At 38.2% G+C, this 18,785-nt stretch carries 13 protein-coding genes; 3 read left to right on the forward strand and 10 right to left on the reverse strand.

Going from position 1 to position 18,785, the window contains the following annotated elements; genetic code table 11:
• Window positions 1-195: 195 nt before the first annotated feature.
• Window positions 196-1,686, reverse strand: coding sequence for a sodium/proline symporter PutP (putP, locus tag KO495_RS01895; protein ID WP_215978711.1), 1,491 nt, complete (start codon window positions 1,684-1,686; stop codon window positions 196-198).
• 247 nt (window positions 1,687-1,933) lie between these two features.
• Between putP and KO495_RS01900 the strand changes: the two genes are divergently transcribed.
• Window positions 1,934-3,157 (forward strand): HDOD domain-containing protein, encoded by a 1,224-nt coding sequence (locus KO495_RS01900; RefSeq protein ID WP_215978712.1) that lies wholly within the window; start codon window positions 1,934-1,936, stop codon window positions 3,155-3,157.
• A gap of 134 nt (window positions 3,158-3,291) precedes the next feature.
• Here KO495_RS01900 and galE read toward each other — a convergent pair whose 3' ends face one another.
• From galE to KO495_RS01935, 7 genes are all read right to left on the reverse strand, one after another.
• Entirely contained in the window at window positions 3,292-4,302 is a 1,011-nt protein-coding gene (gene galE, locus KO495_RS01905) for a UDP-glucose 4-epimerase GalE (RefSeq protein ID WP_215978713.1), read from the reverse strand.
• Between the two features lie 142 nt (window positions 4,303-4,444).
• Entirely contained in the window at window positions 4,445-5,437 is a 993-nt protein-coding gene (locus KO495_RS01910; RefSeq protein ID WP_215978714.1) for a DHH family phosphoesterase, read from the reverse strand.
• A gap of 4 nt (window positions 5,438-5,441) precedes the next feature.
• Window positions 5,442-6,068, reverse strand: coding sequence for an adenylyl-sulfate kinase (gene cysC, locus KO495_RS01915; protein ID WP_252738753.1), 627 nt, complete (start codon window positions 6,066-6,068; stop codon window positions 5,442-5,444).
• 75 nt (window positions 6,069-6,143) lie between these two features.
• Window positions 6,144-7,871, reverse strand: a complete 1,728-nt coding sequence (locus KO495_RS01920; RefSeq protein WP_215978716.1) for an SLC13 family permease — start codon at window positions 7,869-7,871, stop codon at window positions 6,144-6,146.
• Window positions 7,872-7,995: 124 nt separating this feature from the next.
• Window positions 7,996-9,396, reverse strand: coding sequence for a sulfate adenylyltransferase subunit CysN (gene cysN / locus KO495_RS01925; RefSeq protein WP_215978717.1), 1,401 nt, complete (start codon window positions 9,394-9,396; stop codon window positions 7,996-7,998).
• Window positions 9,397-9,524: 128 nt separating this feature from the next.
• Entirely contained in the window at window positions 9,525-10,424 is a 900-nt protein-coding gene (gene cysD, locus KO495_RS01930) for a sulfate adenylyltransferase subunit CysD (RefSeq protein WP_215978718.1), read from the reverse strand.
• A 241-nt stretch (window positions 10,425-10,665) separates the two neighbouring features.
• The gene (locus tag KO495_RS01935; RefSeq protein ID WP_215978719.1) at window positions 10,666-11,013 is read right to left on the reverse strand and encodes a ComEA family DNA-binding protein; all 348 of its coding nucleotides are present in this window, start codon (window positions 11,011-11,013) and stop codon (window positions 10,666-10,668) included.
• A 435-nt stretch (window positions 11,014-11,448) separates the two neighbouring features.
• Here KO495_RS01935 and KO495_RS01940 point away from each other — a divergent pair, with 435 nt between their 5' ends.
• The gene (locus KO495_RS01940; protein ID WP_215978739.1) at window positions 11,449-11,739 is read left to right on the forward strand and encodes a metal ABC transporter permease; all 291 of its coding nucleotides are present in this window, start codon (window positions 11,449-11,451) and stop codon (window positions 11,737-11,739) included.
• Between the two features lie 193 nt (window positions 11,740-11,932).
• Window positions 11,933-14,842, forward strand: a complete 2,910-nt coding sequence (locus tag KO495_RS01945; RefSeq protein WP_215978720.1) for an Ig-like domain-containing protein — start codon at window positions 11,933-11,935, stop codon at window positions 14,840-14,842.
• 174 nt (window positions 14,843-15,016) lie between these two features.
• Here the strand turns inward: KO495_RS01945 and KO495_RS01950 are convergent, their stop codons facing one another.
• Both KO495_RS01950 and KO495_RS01955 read right to left on the reverse strand, forming a co-directional pair.
• The gene (locus KO495_RS01950) at window positions 15,017-15,595 is read right to left on the reverse strand and encodes a TlpA disulfide reductase family protein (RefSeq protein WP_215978721.1); all 579 of its coding nucleotides are present in this window, start codon (window positions 15,593-15,595) and stop codon (window positions 15,017-15,019) included.
• Window positions 15,596-15,674: 79 nt separating this feature from the next.
• The gene (locus tag KO495_RS01955; RefSeq protein ID WP_215978722.1) at window positions 15,675-18,779 is read right to left on the reverse strand and encodes an efflux RND transporter permease subunit; all 3,105 of its coding nucleotides are present in this window, start codon (window positions 18,777-18,779) and stop codon (window positions 15,675-15,677) included.
• Between the last annotated feature and the right edge of the window lie 6 nt (window positions 18,780-18,785).

Consider the following 18,785-nt stretch of genomic DNA (forward strand, 5'->3'; position numbering starts at 1 on the left):
CTTTATTGGTGCTTTTTTGTTTTTGTAACCATTAAAGTCAGTACCTTTGCTGATTAACCGCTAATAAGCGGTAGCTACAAATGATGAGTATTTTAACTTTAATAAAATACTCATCATAATGCCAAAGGCAGCTAAGCGGCTTTGATTGGTTTAAACAAAGCCCACCTAAGTGTAGTCAAAATACAATACAATGATTTACTTTTGATGAAGGCTTAGCATTTCATCAAATTTAACGCGCATACTTTCATCGACTGTTCCAGAAGACTTACTTACAAAATAAATAGTTAATGAACAAGCGATAAAGCCAGGTACAATCTCATACATCAGTGCACCTAACGGCTGGCCATTAACAGTAACAGGAGCATAAATCCAGAAGAGTACTGTAACTGCGCCAACAATCATACCTGCTAAAGCGCCATTACGCGTAGTTTCTTTCCAGTATAAAGAAGCAATAACAACTGGGCCAAAGGCGGCACCGAAACCAGCCCAAGCATTACTCACTAAGCTTAAAATACTACTATCGCGATCATAAGCTAAATAAATAGCCACTAAAGCCACTAAAAACACAGAGATACGACCAACTCGCACTAACTGTTTTTCGCTAGCGCCTCTATTTAAAAATATCTGATAAAAATCACCGGTTAATGAGCTTGAAGTAACCAATAATTGTGATGAAATAGTACTCATAATAGCCGCTAAGATAGCCGCTAATAAAAAGCCTGCCACTAATGGGTTAAACAACAGTTGCGATAAAACGATAAAAATAGTTTCCGGGTCTTTTAACGCCATCCCCGTTTGATTTACATAAGCAATACCAGAAAAACCGGTGGCCATCGCACCAATAATTGCAACGATCATCCAGCTCATACCAATACGACGAGCTGTTGGCATATCTTTAACGCTGCGAATTGCCATGAAACGAACAATGATGTGCGGTTGCCCAAAATATCCTAAGCCCCATGCCATCGCCGAAATAATGCCTAAGGCACTAACACCACTGAGCATATTTAATAAGTCAGGATTTTGCTGAGTGACAATCTCATTCATTGCCGAAACGCCACCCACCTCAGAAATAGCAACAACAGGTACTAGTACCAAAGCAATAAACATAATACAGCCTTGCACAAAATCGGTTAAACTTACGGCTAAAAAACCGCCGAATAAGGTATAAGCAACAACAACACCAGCGGTAATATACAAGCCTGCTTCGTAATTTAAACCAAAAGAGCTTTCAAATAGTTTACCGCCTGCAACAATGCCACTTGAGGTATATAAGGTAAAGAAAATAACAATTACGACAGAAGAAACAATGCGCAACAAATGTGCTTTGTCATTAAAACGGTTTTCAAAAAAATCTGGTAAGGTTATCGAGTCATTAGCTATTTCTGTATAAGTACGTAAACGCGGCGCAACAATGAGATAATTTAAAAAAGCACCAATCACTAAACCAACAGCTATCCATAAACTACTCAACCCTGAAATATACATGGCACCAGGTAAGCCCATCAGCATCCAACCACTCATATCCGAGGCACCTGCTGACAATGCTGCAACCCCTGGCGATAAATTACGCCCACCTAACATGTAACCTGAAACATCGCTGGTTGACTTACGATAGGCGTATAAACCAATACCTAGCATAACGATAAAGTAAAGTGATAGTGAGAGTAGCGTGGCAAATTCCAAAGTATTTCCTCTTCTGAGTTAACAATAACCAGCTAAAAATTTAGCAAAACACAATTAACTGTATATATTTTAAAATAATATTCGTTAAACTAACAAAAATAGCCGTAAAAATATAGGTCTGCTTGAAAATCGATGTTTTGTCGCTGTAAGAAAACGAACACAAGTACAAAATAAAATGACAAGCTGGTAACTTTGCCATATATTTAATAATCATACTCTCCTTAAAATAACATAGCCTATAAACAATATGCATTTTTACGCCGCCAGACAGCCCATTTTAGATAAGCACAAAAAACTCTTTGCTTATGAGCTCCTTTTCCGAGACAGCTTAGATAACGTATTTCCCGATATTGATGGAGATGAAGCAACTAGTAAAATGATTGAAGCAAGTCAATTTACGATGGGGATCAGTGAGTTAACGGGTAATAAACCCGCCTTTATTAATTTTACACTAGAAACACTAAGTCAAGGGTATCCTGAGATGCTCACCACTGAAGAAGTGGTAATAGAAATTCTTGAAACAGTAAAGCCAGGAAAAAGGTTACTGGCACTTTGTAAAGATCTTCACCAAAAGGGTTATACCCTTGCCTTAGATGATTACGAGCATCAAAGTGTCTGGGCGCATTTTTACCCATTCATCAGCATTATAAAAATTGATATACAACAAAGTGACTTAGCTGAAATAAAACAAGTTATCGGCGCTATTAGTGCTTTTCCACATATTAAGTTATTAGCGGAGAAAGTTGAAACTTACGAAGAGTATAACCAAATGCTCAACCTAGGTTTTGAGTATTTTCAGGGCTATTTTTTTGCAAAGCCTGAAATGATGAAAACAAAAAGCTTATCGCCCTCTCAAATGGCTATGGCTGAGTTACTATACGAAACATCAAAAACAGAGCTTGATTTAAACAACATTACCGGTGTATTTGAGCGTGATGTATCACTGTCTTATAAACTATTGCGTTACGCTAATTCAGCTATTTTTAGGCGTCGCAGTGAAATTTCAACAATAAAGCAAGCCTTAGTTATTTTAGGCTCTGCAGAGTTAAAACGCTTTATTGGCTTAATGTTTGCTGTAAATGCCAATCCAGATAAGCCGTCAGAGTTAATTAATCTTGCGATGACTCGCGCTAAATTTTGTGAGTTTGTAGCACAAGAGCTTCCTAGCAAGTTTGATGTATCTATTGCATTTCTAACCGGTTTATTATCAATGATTGATGCCATTTTAGATGAAGAAATGTCAATTGTTTTAGAAAAGCTTCCGCTTTCGCAAGATATTAAAGAGCCTCTACTGACCAAGGAAGGCTTAATGGCTGATGTCATTAAACTCGTAGCCTGTATTGAGCGCGCCAACTGGGATAATACTAATGATATTATTGAAAAATTAACTTTAGATAAAGACAAGGTAATTGAGCTATATAATCAATCACTAATTTGGGCTGATGAGCAAACCCAAGCAATTAGTGAGTAACGTCACAGCTAATTAAATTACGCAGTAACAATAAAAAGCCCAACAACAGTTGGGCTTTTACATTCATACCTTTGCATTAACACATTTACATGAATACAGTAACATGAGTACAGTAACTTTAATCAAACCATAAGCTAAAAGCCATTAGGGTTTTCAGACTGCCAACGCCATGTATCGGAAATCATCGCCGTTAAGTCCAGTTTGGCTTGCCAATTCAATAATGTTGAGGCTAAGCTAGCATCAGCAAAAACTGTCGCTAAGTCCCCTGCTCTGCGCGGCACTACTTTATAGGGTATTTCTTGACCACTAATTTGTGCAAAGGTATTCACAATATCAAGTACTGAAGTGCCGTTACCTGTACCTAAGTTAATTGCCTGACATCCATTAATTTTGTCTAAGTTCAACAACGCTTTGACATGCCCTTGTGCTAAATCAACCACATGAATATAATCTCTAACGCCGGTGCCATCTTTAGTTGGATAATCGTCACCAAAAATTTGTAATTCAGGTAACCTACCTACAGCAACTTGCGCTACATAAGGTAATAAATTATTCGGAATACCATTAGGGTTTTCACCAATTAACCCTGATGCATGAGCACCAATAGGATTAAAATAGCGTAAACAAGCAATAGACCAGTCGCTGTCACTTTTTGCCAAATCAAAAAGAATTTCTTCAACCATTAACTTGGTTTGCCCATAAGGATTGGTTGCAGAAGTTGACATGCTTTCATCAAGCGGTGAGGCATTATTACCATAAACCGTTGCTGACGAGCTAAAGACAAGGTTTTTCACCTTATGCTTAGCCATAACTTTCAATAGCGTTAAGGTGCCTGCTACATTATTTTGATAATACGCTAATGGGATTTCACTCGACTCACCAACCGCTTTTAAACCGGCAAAATGAATAACGGCATCAACTGTATATTGGGTAAATAATGCTTCCATGGCTTCTTCATCGCAAATATCCCCTTCAACAAAAGTCACAGACTTATCTGTAATTGCCGAAATTCTATCGAGTACTTTAGTTGATGAATTAGATAAATTATCAACAATAATAATATCTTGTGCTGTTTGCTGTTGCAGTAACTCAACAACGGTATGACTACCAATATAACCAGTACCACCGGTAATTAATAAACTCATGTTATTCCCTTTTTCACTCTAGCTTATGAGCCGCTTTATAATGCACTTACCCTATTGTAAATCATAACGTGCTGTATTAATGCTATTTTGCGTTAAGTATTTATTATCAATACTTAACTATTAGTAATGTTATTAATGTGAGTTACTGATAGTACTCAGCCACACTGGCAATAAAAGCTTCAAGTTGCGCTTCTGGTAACTCATTTACTCCTGCTGCTGCCGCTCTACCACCACCGGTAGGGAACTTAGCACAAACATCACCTGCGCCCTGCTTGTTATTTAAAGGCGCGCGTAAACTCACGGTGTAGCTCTTTTCATTGAGCGGATTTTCTGATGACGGCTTATTTAACGTTAACACCGCATGTGCACGTCCCGGTGATTGGTTCGCCAGCTCATTACCAAAAACACCACTGACCCGTCTTGCCCATGGCTCATCGTCAAGCAATACTGCTTTAACTGCAGGTTCATCAACAATTACTTTAGCTGACTTAGCCTTGGCCATATCCGCTAAATAAGCATTTTTCAATTGTGAGAATACCGAGCCTTTTTCATTAATTAAATCAAAAGGATTGGGGTATTTTAGTAACGCTTTAAACAAATTAGCTGGATGAAAATGTAAATCATCGGTTGAGCTACCATAACCATTGTAGTTAATGTAAATCCCCAACTCATTTAACTGTAATTGCTCTTCATCACTTAACCCGTATTTTTTAGCTAAGGTACGAGCTGATGACTGCATATTATCGCCAAAAGCGGCTGCTATGGCCCAAAAAACGTAGCGATTATCTAAGTACTGATTAACAATTAAGCTTGTACAAACATTGGCATCGGTATCAAAAAGCCCCGTAAACAGTGCTGCTTGTGGAATATCACCCGTTCGATGATGATCAGCATAAAACACTTCAACACCATCATTAAGCAAAGTGGTTAATGCATCAATATTTTTTTCTAACGAGATATCTAACACAGTCACAGAGCTTGCTTTATCTGCTTTAGAGACAGCACATACTTGTTTAAGTAAGCTAATATCGCGTTTAACACCTGTGATTAACTTTGACTCTTTCGGCTGCGCTAAACGTAACTGTAATAAAGCGATAATACCGTCTGCATCACCATTAAAAACATCATAATGCATCTAATTAACCTTCCAATTGTTCTATACAGCTTGCAGGTATAAAACCTTGCGCTATTAAATGGTTAACGATTTGCTGTGCACACTGCTCAATAGATTGTTCAGCCGTTTTTACGTGAATTTGTGGTGCTTGAGGTACATCATAGCTTGAGTCGATACCAGTAAAGTCTTTAATTTCGCCAGCACGTGCTTTTTTATATAAACCTTTAGGATCACGTTGCTCACAGATACTTATAGGGGTATCAATAAACACTTCAATAAACTCACCTGACGCTAACTTCTCTTTAGCTAGTGCTCTATCGCTGGCAAAAGGCGAAATAAATGCGGTTGAAACAATAAGTCCTGCATCAATAAATAACTTTGCAACTTCAGAAATACGACGAATATTTTCAATGCGCTCTTCATCGCTAAAACCTAAATCACCATTTAAACCATGACGAACATTATCACCGTCAAGTAAATAACTATGACAGCCCAGCTTAAACAATAATGCATCAACCGCATTCGCCACGGTCGACTTACCTGAGCCACTTAAACCTGTGTACCATAACAAACAGGGGGTTTGCTTTTTTAATGCTGCGCGTTGCTCTTTACTAATATGCTGTTCATGCCAAACGGTATTTTCTGTTTTCATTATCGGTCTCATTATTCTTTATGTTTCATTAAATTAGCGTTGAAAAATCGAAGGATTAAATAAGCTAATTTTTACTTAAAATGGAAAAACAATTGGGATCATTAAAATCACTGTAACGCTGTATATTATCGATATAGGTAAACCAAAGCGAATAAAATCACTTAGCTGATAATTGCCCGCGTTATACACCATTACATTGGTTTGATAACCATACGGACTGATAAAACTGCCACTGGCTGCAAATGCTACCGCCATCACAAACGGCATAGGATCTACACCTAACCCCAACGCAATATTATAAGCAATAGGAAACGCCAGTGCTGCTGCTGCACTGTTAGTAATTAATTCGGTCATAACGAGTGTTAAAACAAAAATAACCACAAACGCTAAATAAACACTATGACCATGTAAAAAGCCTTCAATGTTATCGGCAAGCATGGTCGCGATGCCAGTATTTTCAATAGAGGTAGCTAAGGTTAACGCGCCTAGCACTATCATCCATATTTCTAAAGGAAAGCGACGCTTTATTTCGTCCACCGTTAATGCACCACTAAAAATAAGTACCGCTAAATAAACAAATAAACAGCTTAATAATGGCAAGGGCGTAAGCACTGACACTAAAATAGCACCAATGAAGCCCCAAACAGTAATATGATCACGCCAGCCACTGAGCATATTGTCGGCTTGGTGCCCTGATAAGATATAAAAGTTTTTCGATAAGTTAGTACGAGTTGAGAAATCTTGCCCAACCGCTAGCACAAGAAAGTCACCTGATTGCAAAACAATATCGCCTAACTTTCCTGACAATGCACAACCTTCACGACGAACAGCGACAACCGCCGCATCGAAACGTGCTCTAAATCCTGCTTTTTTGAGCGTTTTACCTGCAATTGCCGAGTCAGCTTTAACTAACACTTCGGTTAAGTTATCGCGCAGCAAGTCATCTTGCTCAGCATATAAGGTTAAACCATCAAACTGCTGTAACGTTAAAACTTTAGAAATATCACCACTGAAAATCAGCTTATCGCGTGCTTGCACACTTTCATCGGGTGTCACTGGCGATATTAAACGCCCGGCACGAACAATTTCAACTAAAAACAGTGAGTCTAAGTTTCTCAAGCCATTCTCTTCAATGCTCTTACCAATTAAACTTGAAGAGCTAGATACCGCAGCTTCTAATAAGTATTGATTAGACTCATGTGTGTCTTGTTGCATTTCAGGCAAGCTAGGGCTACGAATAATAATAACCGTTAAACATAATACAAACGCGACCAAGCCAATTAAGGTGAAGTCAAAAAAGCCAAAACCAGCATAACCTTGCTTGATTAAAAGGCTGTTAACAATCAGGTTAGTTGATGTGCCAACTAAGGTTAACGTACCACCAAGAATGGCAGCAAAAGAAAGCGGTAATAATAATTTTCCGGGGTTAATCAGCTGATTATTTTTAATGGTGCTAATTAACGTCGCCACAACAGCGGTGTTACTCATTAATGCCGATGAAAGTGCAGTACCAACAAGTAGTCTTAATGTAGATTTAATTTTTGAGCCGTTAAATACGCGCGCAGACAAACGCCGTAATATACTAGTTCGCTCAAACGCAAAGGAGCAAATAACTAATAACACCAACGTTACTAAACCTGGGTTAACTGCATTGGCAAGAATATCGTCAACGCTTACAAAAGAGAGCGCTAAGCACAGTAATACCGTCACAGAGAATACTCGCTCTGGTACTTGCTGATACTTTACTAAGCTGGCAAAGGTCGCGATAAATACCGCTATCATTAACCACTGCTCTATTGTCATTAACTTGCCTTAAAAACTCAGGTGATATAAACAAAATAATCTAGCAACCTTACCCTAAAGTGAAGTCACTAGATTATTAACGTATCTATATTAAGTAACGATTAACTAATCGTTACTACGATACTTACTTAGTAATGTCGCGCGCACCCCAATGTGGGAAATGTTTGCGTACTAAAGTATTAAACTCTAATTCAAATTCGCTATATTCGTGCACTGTATCGTCAATCGCATGATTAATCATACCAGCACCAACGGTTACGTTGGTTAACCTATCAATAATAATAAAAGCACCTGTACCTTTATTGTCTTGATAAGCATCAAAATGTAAGGTTTCACTTACTTCAAAATTAACCGAGCCAATTTCATTCACCGCAAGCTGCGCTGCATCAAGTTTTTCCATGGTGTTCACATCAAACTTGTGAACAATGCTTTGCGCATGACCTGTGGTCATTTTGCTACCATGTTTAATGAAGTATTCACGACCTGGTTCAAGTTCGTTTTCATGCATCCAAACAACCGTTGCATTTAGCTCTTTAGCTGAGTTTGGTAAACAATCTTTTTTAACAATAATTTCGCCGCGACTGATATCAATTTCATCGTCTAATGTTAGGGTAATTGCCATCCCCTTATCAGCACGTTCAATATTGCCATCAAAAGTGACAATTTCTTTTACCGTACTTTCTTTACCTGACGGTAATGCCACAATAGTATCGCCAACTAATACGTGACCTGAAGCAATAGTGCCAGCAAAACCACGGAAGTCTAAGTTAGGACGATTTACATATTGCACCTGTAAACGAAACTGTGTGTATTCATTTTTGTCTCTAACATCAATGGTATTTAATAGCTTCATTAATGTTGCGCCCGGATACCAAGGCATGTTTTCGCTTTCTTCTACCACGTTATCGCCATTAAGCGCTGACATAGGAACAAAACGTACATCTGAGAAATTTAATGATTCTGCAAATTCACGATATTCTTTCTTAATTTCTTGATAACGGTCTTGTGAATAATCCACTAAGTCCATTTTGTTAACCGCAACAACAATGTGTTTAAGGCCAAGTAAAGAACAAATAAATGAATGACGACGTGTTTGTACTTGTACGCCATAACGCGCATCAATCAAGATAATCGCTAAATCACACGTTGAAGCACCTGTTGCCATGTTACGCGTATATTGCTCATGACCAGGAGTGTCCGCAATAATAAATTTACGTTTATCAGTAGAGAAATAACGATAAGCAACATCAATGGTAATACCTTGCTCACGCTCTGACTGTAAACCATCAACTAAAAGTGCTAAATCAACGGTTTCGCCTGTGGTACCCGATTTTTTCGAGTCCTTTTCAATAGCCGCTAGTTGATCTTCAAAGATCATTTTCGAGTCATGAAGTAAGCGACCGATTAAAGTACTTTTACCGTCATCAACGCTACCACAAGTTAAAAAGCGTACTAGCTCTTTATTTTCATGTTGCTGTAAGTAAGCTTGAATATCTTCTTCGATTAAGTCTGATTGGTGACTCATTGTTTTTTCCTTCGCTAATTACGCGATTATCTCAATATAAATACTTTGCTCATCACAGATACATCAATGGTATCAATAAATCACGAGCAAAATTTCATTGTTATTATGTAACGTCAGTCAACAGTTGGTTAGAAATAACCTTCCATTTTCTTCTTCTCCATTGAACCTGCCGAGTCATGATCAATTACCCGACCTTGGCGCTCAGATGTTTTCGTTAATAACATTTCTTGAATAATTTCAGGCAACGTTTTTGCTGTCGACTCAACCGCACCCGTTAACGGATAACAGCCTAAGGTTCTAAAGCGTACGTCTTTCATTTGAACTTCTTCATCTTCACCAATTGGCATACGATCATCATCAACCATAATTAAGGTGCCGTCACGTTCAACAACCGGACGTTTTTCTGATAAATACAAAGGAACAATTGGAATACTTTCTAAATAAATGTACTGCCAGATATCAAGCTCAGTCCAGTTAGATAATGGGAATACACGAATACTCTCACCTTTATTAACTTTACCGTTGTAAATATTCCATAACTCTGGACGTTGGCTTTTTGGATCCCAACGGTGGTTATCATCACGGAATGAATAAACACGCTCTTTAGCACGAGATTTTTCTTCATCGCGACGTGCGCCACCAAATGCAGCATCAAAACCATATTTGTTTAGTGCTTGCTTCAAACCTTGGGTTTTCATAACATCGGTATGTGTAGCACTACCGTGAGTGAATGGTCCCATCCCCATGGCAATGCCTTCTGGGTTTTTATGTACTAATAATTCAAAGCCGTAGTCTTTCGCCATTTGATCACGAAAGGCAATCATTTCTTTAAACTTCCAGTCTGTGTCAACATGAAGCAATGGGAATGGGATCTTACCTGGGGCAAAAGCTTTACGGGCAAGGTGTAATAAAACAGCAGAATCTTTACCAACCGAATACAACATAACAGGGTTATCAAACTCTGCAGCAACTTCACGGAAAATATGAATAGACTCAGCTTCTAGCTTTTTTAAATGGGTTAAATTCATTTGCTAATACAAACTATGGTTAAAAATTTATGATGAGATAATGCCACACTGTCGCAACAGTTTCCATATAATAAACAGCTTCAATATAACCAAATGGAATATAAAAATAACAGTAGCGCTGTTTTTGTTTTAATCTATTACGCAAATAAAAAACCAGCATAATGCTGGTTTTAAAAAGCGCCCATAAACATTTATATTTGTTCTATTATAGGCTCACGTTTATTCTGGATATACTAGGAAATTAGACTTTCAAGCGTGATTTATTATCAGCTATCACCTTAGCGCCAATTCCCTTCACATTAAGTAAATCATCTACAGACTTAAACTTACCAGTCTGCTTTCTATAAGTAATAATAGCTTGGGCTTTTTTCTGCCCAACCCCTTTGAGCGTAGTTAACTGTTCTAAAGTCGACTTGTTCAACGATACTACCTGAATTTTATGCTCAGCCCCCTTAGCTTGAGTGGCAGCACTACTCGTTAATTGTTTTTGTGGTGTTTCGGTTAATGATTGAGCGTAGCTATAATGAGTAGCGAAAGAAACAGCCGCTGTGAATGTAATCGCGAGTAAAGCTTTTAATGAAGTATTCATCTTTAATTCCTTCTAAAGTATTTGAATTCATTTGATTTAAATAGAGAAGTTGGTTAATTCAACAAAAAATCATACGTTTTTAATGATTAAAAAACCTTACTAAAAATCAAATGCACTACTAAGGTTTAGTGCTGATAATTAATTTTGTCAAATAACGTCGACGGCCTAAATCACATCAAATAATAATGATTACCGTTTGTACTGAAGTTATATTTATTTAATGCTAGCATTAATTGAACTACCACAACTTATTGCCATCAACTACTTATGCTGCGCTTAATTTATTTGTTTATTCTATTTAACTCTCTGACTTTTTCTGTGCAAGCAAATATAGCTGAATAAAATCATTGTAGTTACAACATTTACCATCATTGCTTACATAGCAAAAAATGTGGCTGGTGATGCAGTAACCCCATTTAAGCAACAACTCGCCTTATTGTCTTTCACTATTGTGCCTCATTGAAGTTAGTTGGCATAATCTTAGTCATCTCTTTACTTATAGCGCCAGGCGCCATCGCGTTTTTATTAACAAAACACTTTTCTACGATGCTCTTTATCTCGATTATTGTCGCGATCTTTAGCGCACTGGTAGGTGTTTACTTAAGCTTCTTTCTAGATAGAGCCCCTGCTCCAACAATCATCATGGTAATGACGTTTATTTTTGTGGTTACTTTCATTGTTAAACAATTAGAAAGAAAACGAGGCAAAGCGCAACCATACTTATGATCTATTATTACAGTTCGCTTTTTATGAATGAGTAGAATAAGTTTTTACTAAGTATCGAAACCCAAAAGCCAACAACTTGTAAATATTTCAGATAGTAATTTACATTTAATTAACAAACATATTCCTTGTGTGTTATGCTGCCCCCCCTAAAGTTAGCCCTCCTAATAATTGATTATCATAAATGGATTTCTGCATGAAATTAAAGTGTATTTTTTCGCTCAGCTGTTTTTTCTTGTTAGCCGCCTGTGGAGGAGGAGGTGACTCTTCACCAGCCTCTACAACTAAAGTAAACAATCCTCCTGTAGCCAACAATGACAGCTTTAACGTCGCGATGAATGCCTCGACCGAGCTTGATGTTCTCGTTAATGACACCGACGGCGATAACTTTAGCGTCACTGAGGTTAGTTCTCCAACAAGCGGTGCAATAAAAAATAACCAAACCAATATTACTTACACCCCAAATTCAGGTTACATCGGCAATGACAGTTTCACTTACACCATTACCGATACCCAAGGACAAAGTTCATCTGCAACTGTAACCCTAGATATTGCTAGCATAGCGCCAACGGCTGAAAATGACGTTGTGACAACAGTGCAAAGCAAAGCCGTTATTATTGATATTTTAGCTAACGACGTTTCCATCAGCGGGCATCAATTAACCATTGCCAGTGCATCATCGGCAAGCAACGGCATAATAAACCACGATGGTAAGCTCTTAACTTACACGCCAAATAACGGCTTTTCAGGAAACGATACCTTTACTTATGTTGTCCGTGACTCCTTTGGTGATGAATCAACCGCCTCTGTTGGTGTAACAATCGAAAACGTTAAGCCTATCGCTAATGATGATTCAATAAGCTCACAGCAAAACACAGCTGTAAGCATTGATGTGCTAGCCAACGATGTTGATGCTGTTGGTGATGATTTATCAGTCACCAGCCTCGACGCTGCTAGCCATGGCATCGCTAGCATAGAAGAGAATACGGTAGTTTATAACCCTAACGACGGCTTTGCTGGCACAGAAACTCTTAACTACACGATAATTGATGCTTATGGTGCTTCAAGCCAAGCAACAATAACTATAGATATTACCAATACCCCGCCAATTGCGAATGATGATAATGGTGTTGTATTAAAAAATGAGTCAGTAACCCTTGATATTTTAAGTAACGATGAAGATGTTGTTGGTGACATTTTCACCATTCAATCACTTTCATCACCACTTCATGGTAGCGCTGCCATTGTTGATGGAAAAGTCGTTTATCAACCAACCACTGATTATGTAGGAAGTGATAGCTTCGGCTATACGATTGTTGATACTCATGGCGCCTCAGACTCTGCCTTTATTGCCATTAACGTTTCCGCTGATATTACCGTTGAAGGTAAAGTTATCGGTTACGAAAAAGCAGGGTTAACCGTTACCGTATATTCTGGCGATAATGAATATAATGCAACCACTAATACTCAAGGTGAATATACTGTCTCTCTTCCAGCACTTAAAGATGAAGATATCATTACTGCTAAAGTTGAGGACGCAGCGCCAAATTTCACTATGTATGCTTATTTAGGTGATGGCGGCACACTTAAAAAAACCACAGGTAACAATAACCTTGTTATTAGTAACCAACATATTACTAACTTAACGACTGCTGAATATGAGTTAATCGACTTAGTACTTGAAGGCGTACAAGCAACCACGTTAAACGAGTTAACTGCCGCGCAACTTGAAGCAAATAGTCACTTTCAATTGCAAATGGCAATAACCATGGAGCTGATTAATCAAGATAACGGTTTAACTTTGCCTGCTGGTTTTAACACTGTAAATCAATTCAGTAAATCAATGCCTGACATGGGTAAACAAATGGCAAAGTGGCGTGAAAATAGTACAGATTTATACCACCAAGCCTTTAACTTACTAATGAACAATACGGAACTAAGTCACTACCCGAAAAGACTAACGCAAGGTAGCCACCGACTTGCTGTCTCGGGCAATATCGGCTTTGATAATAATGTTTTATTAACGTTAAGTGAAAATAATCAAGGAAGATATTTGGATTACAATGACTCACAACAGATTACTGAACTAACTCACACTGAAAATGGTATTGACATCACATTACAAGCAATATCTTCAAATGATCTAGATGATCTTTTTCCTGTAAGAGAGTACAACTACTGTGCTAATGGCACAAAAACACGAAGTAGATACATGCTTAAAAAACTGAGCTTAACTCGTGTTTATTCAACCCCGCAGTATGATGTTTATCTACAAAAAAGCAAGATCAAGCAAGAGGTCGACAATACTCTGTGTAACTCTGCTGATGATGCACGATACCACATGGTACGTCATTATCACCCTCAAGAGTTTATACTTGAACACAAAGAGATGTTATTGAATACACCAACTTTTATTGCAGAAACTAGTTACGCTACTTTGCGAAGCTCCAAAATAAAACTTAGTGAAGATAACTCATTTACCGATACCGATATTGACGATCTAGATAGAATCTTAACCGGTAACTGGGCTCTTGAAAAAGATCACTTAAGACTAGATTACGACGATAATTTTAGTGTGTTATTTTATCAAACGTTTACTCCTACAGGATTTCAAGGGCTAGATACATTCTATGTAGAAAATAATGAAATTCTTATTCAGTCTTCTAGTTACCTTGTCGCCGATAAACCGCCACAATGGCAACACAATGCAGGTACGTTCTCTAATAACACCGCTAAAATAGCCGATTTGGAATTAAATTATGACTGGTCTTTAGTATTTAAAAACGATAATACTGGTTACGAGGTATTTACAAGAGATGGGTATTCCAGCACAGGTGCTGAGTTCAGTTGGAGTCTAGAAGGTAACAGCTATATTTTCAAGTACTACAAACTAAACGATATGACTGTTAGTTACTGTGATGTTCAACAGAGTAATTGCTTTTTGTCATCGGAATATGTATTTGAAATTATTGGTGAAGTTAATGGCAGGTACGCGGCAAAATACAAGGGGATTATTTATAACAACGATGGTAGTCGGTCATATAGTACTGGTAATAAAATTTATTATTTGTATAACTTTACTCCTGATTCAGTTAAGCCTGATTAGTTAGAACCTTTTAAGTTATAGAAAATAAAAGACTAACAGCTTATTGGGTAAGTAAGCTGTTAGTCTTGAAACTTAACAGATGTTTTAATAGTTCAACCAATACAAGTACGAACCATTAGATACAACGCGTCATAAATACCAGTACCTAAAAGTAATCGTTATAAGAACATGTTGTTACCAAACAATTTGACTTAACTGCTCATTCCCCTCAGCTAAATTCATTTCAATAATTTGGTTGTTTTCAGCAACCGTAATAATGCGCGGAATGCCGCCCGAGGCGAACTTTTTATAAATAGCGCGATCAATATCTACAGCCAATGGCGTTTTAATATTATGTGCTTGCTGCCAAGCTTTAACGGTTGCCTTATTCTCTTCTCGCGCAATTGCTATCACTTCAATAGTATCGTCAGCTAATAGCGGGGAGTTATTTAGCGCTTTTAATAAGCGATTTGAGTCAGAACACCATGAGGCAAATAAAATCACTAATTTCTTTTTACCTACCTGTTGTAAGCTTATTGTTTTTCCCTCGAGGCTGGTAATTTCTCGAATCGGCAAAATATCACCCGAATGGACAAACTCAGGGTATTTACTAGTACTCTTTTTAGGCTGGCTAATAATAAAAGGATTATCAGCTTGAGCTGAAGTCGCTTCATGCTTGCTAGCTTGCTGCGCGTTATCTTGCGCTGTACTTTGGCATGCCGATAACAGTACCGTAGCACTTAAGACACAAAGCAATTTATAGGTGGTTTTCATCACTACACTCAACTTATTTTATTATTATTTTTAATAGTATCAATTCAATACAATTTATCAAACGTTAAACCAAGGCAACCTAGGCCGCCTTAACTTGTCGCTTACCATGAGACTTTTTCATTGACAGTAAATATATCGCTGGCACGATAAACATTGAGAGTACCGCTGAGAACATTAACCCCCAGACAATAGAGGTGGCAACTGGCGCCCAAATAAGCGAACTTCCCCCTAGACCTGTCGCTAGAGAAAACAGCCCAGCGACGGTGGTAAAAGTGGTAATAATAATAGGTAACATCCGTCTTCTTGCCGCGTAAAATGTGGCATGAAGTAAACTCATCCCCTGCTCTATATTACTGTTGGCTTTTGAAATAAGTACAATAGCCGAATTAACAGCAATACCCGCTAAGGCAACAATGCCATACATAGTAAATAAACTTAAGGGGTTGCTGGTAACAATTAGCCCTAATATTACGCCCGTAAATGCCATTGGCACTGTTGCTAAAATCATTAACGGCTGAAAATAACTACTAAACTGCGTTGCTAAAATTAAGTACATTAACGCTAAGCCGAATAAGAATAGCACGCCAATAGCATCCATACTTTCTTGAATATCATCAAGCTCTCCTGAAAAGTCTAAGTCAACATTAGGGTACTTTGCCATAATAGTTGGCCAATGATCTTGTAATAGCTTATTAGCAGCAACGGTATTTAATTCAGCTTTATTGATATCAGACTCTAAGGTAATAGTACGTTTAAAGTTATAGTGCCGTAGGTTACCTTTTACTTGTGCCGTAGTAATGTCAACCAACTCACCTAATGGCACTTTATTACCATTAGCTAAGGGCAGTTGCATTGCTAAAACATCTTCAATGTTGTCAAAGCTATGGTTAAGGGCTTTCGCTGATTGAACTCGCACTGACACTTGGTCACCTTGGTGTTGAATTTGGCTGGCAATTTCACCATCAACTAACGATTTAATAGTGCGCATAACCACATCAGGACGAATTCCGGTACGATAAATAGCATCGTTATTAAGCTTTAACGTTAAACCATAACGACCCGCGCTATCATCATCGCTAATATCCATAAAATTAGGATTTTTACGCATAAAACTGGCGAGTTCATCAGTTGCTTGTCGTAATTCACTATAGTCATTACCTCTAACTTTAACGCTAATCGGCTTACTCGTTGGCGGCCCCCCTGCAAGTGTTAGAAAGGCTATATTCATTGGACCGGCAACTGAGGTAACCTCTGCGCGCATCGACTCAATAATTTCATCGACGGTGCGATCATCACTTTCTGCAGGATTAAGGCTCACTAATATTTGCCCGTAATGATCGCCAAACAAAGGTTCCATTTCGGTGTATTGCTGCCCGGCGTAACTCACAACAGTTCTAACTTCACTTTCTTTCACGTGCTTATTAACAATATCTTCAATGGTTAATACTTTATTGAGCGTACCTTGTAATGAAGTACTAGTGGGCATGGCAATGTTGACATAAAACAGGCGAAGTTGATCTGAGGCAAAAAAGTCGACTTTGATCATACCCGCGACTAATGCGCCAATAGCCATCACAAAAAGTAATACCAACATCATTATAGCGCGCAGTGGTTTACGTAAGACTTTAAGTAAACCTTTACAGTATTTAATGCGCAGCCAGTGGGTAAATTGATGACGTAATAATTGTACTTTTGAAGGCTTAACAAAGTTAATTTTAGTTGCCATGATGTGTCCTGGTAACATCCAAAAAGCTTCAATTAAGCTAATGGCAAGTGCCAAGGTGACCACCATAGGAATTACCATCATAAACTGCCCTAAAATACCCGGCAGTAACATTAAAGGTAAAAAAGCCGCCATAGTCGTTAATACTGAAGCCGTTACAGGGCCAATGACTTCAAATAAACCATCATGAATGGCTTTAAAGGCGTTGCTGCCACCGTGGCGCAATCGATTATAAATAGACTCTACCACTACTACGGCATCATCAACTAACATCCCTAGGGCAATTACAATACCTAAAAATACTGAAGTATTAAGAGTTTGTCCTAAAAGGTCGAGGGCAAAAAATGTACCGGCTAATGTAAACGGTATACCGATAGTAATAAGTATTGAGATTTTGCTACCTAAAAATAACCAGGTAATTAACATAACAAATAGCAAGCCAAAAATAGCGTTAGTTTGCATGATGTTTAAGGCATTTTTAGTAATTAGGGTTTGATCGTCTGCTAACGTGACAATAACGGCTAAGCCATCTGCATTTTTGTTTTTTTCAGTAATATAAGTATTAATACGCTCAACTAATTCCAACGTATTTGATTTCTCACGCTTCATAATAGCAAGCATAACCGCTGGTCTGCCTTGATAGCTCACCAGTTTATCAGCTTTTGCTCGAGCGCGAGCAACATTAGCCACATCACCAATACGCACTCGTTGCGTTAAATGGCTACTAATAATAGGAAGCTGCGCTATAACATTAGGATCTACTGTCGTTCCATCAACCCTAACTAGCCAGCGTTCAGCAGCTATATTAGCTGAGCCTGCTGAAATATCTTGAAAAAATAAACGGATGGTATCGGTAATATCAATAGGGGAAACGCCAAGTGCTTGTAGCTTGTCTACATCAAAGCGTATTTGTAGTTCAGGCTCATAAAGCGCGGTAGGCTGTACTCGGTCTACCCCTTTAATACGCGCTAAATCTCGCTCAACCCCCCGAGCTTTTTCACGTAAATTTTCATCATTTGCTGCGCCATGCACTAATACAGTTGCACTGGGGAATGCATTCGATGAGGTGACTTCAAAAATTAGTGGTCGCTCAACCTCCACGGGCAGTTTGTCTTCAACATTTTGAATTTCACGGCGTAAGTCAGAAACACGTTTATCAAAAACACGATCACCAACATCTTGAAAGCGAATAAGAATACTTGAAATACTCTCGCGCGAGTTACTCGAGACAAACTTCATATCTTGTAACTTTTCTATCGCCTCTTCCATTGGCAACGTTACTTTTTGTTCAACATCTTCAGCAGAGGCGCCAGGGAGAATAGTAGTTATTTGAATCCAATTAAAATTCACCGTAGGGTCTTGCTCACGTGGTAAATTTTGGTAACTAACAAAGCCAACTAATAATACTAACGCGAAGGTTAAGTTAGTAAAAACATGATTTTTAATTAAACGAATTAGCATGTTTTA

The sequence above is a fragment of the Colwellia sp. D2M02 genome (genome assembly GCF_018860755.1).
Classification (GTDB): Bacteria; Pseudomonadota; Gammaproteobacteria; order Enterobacterales; family Alteromonadaceae; genus Colwellia; species Colwellia asteriadis.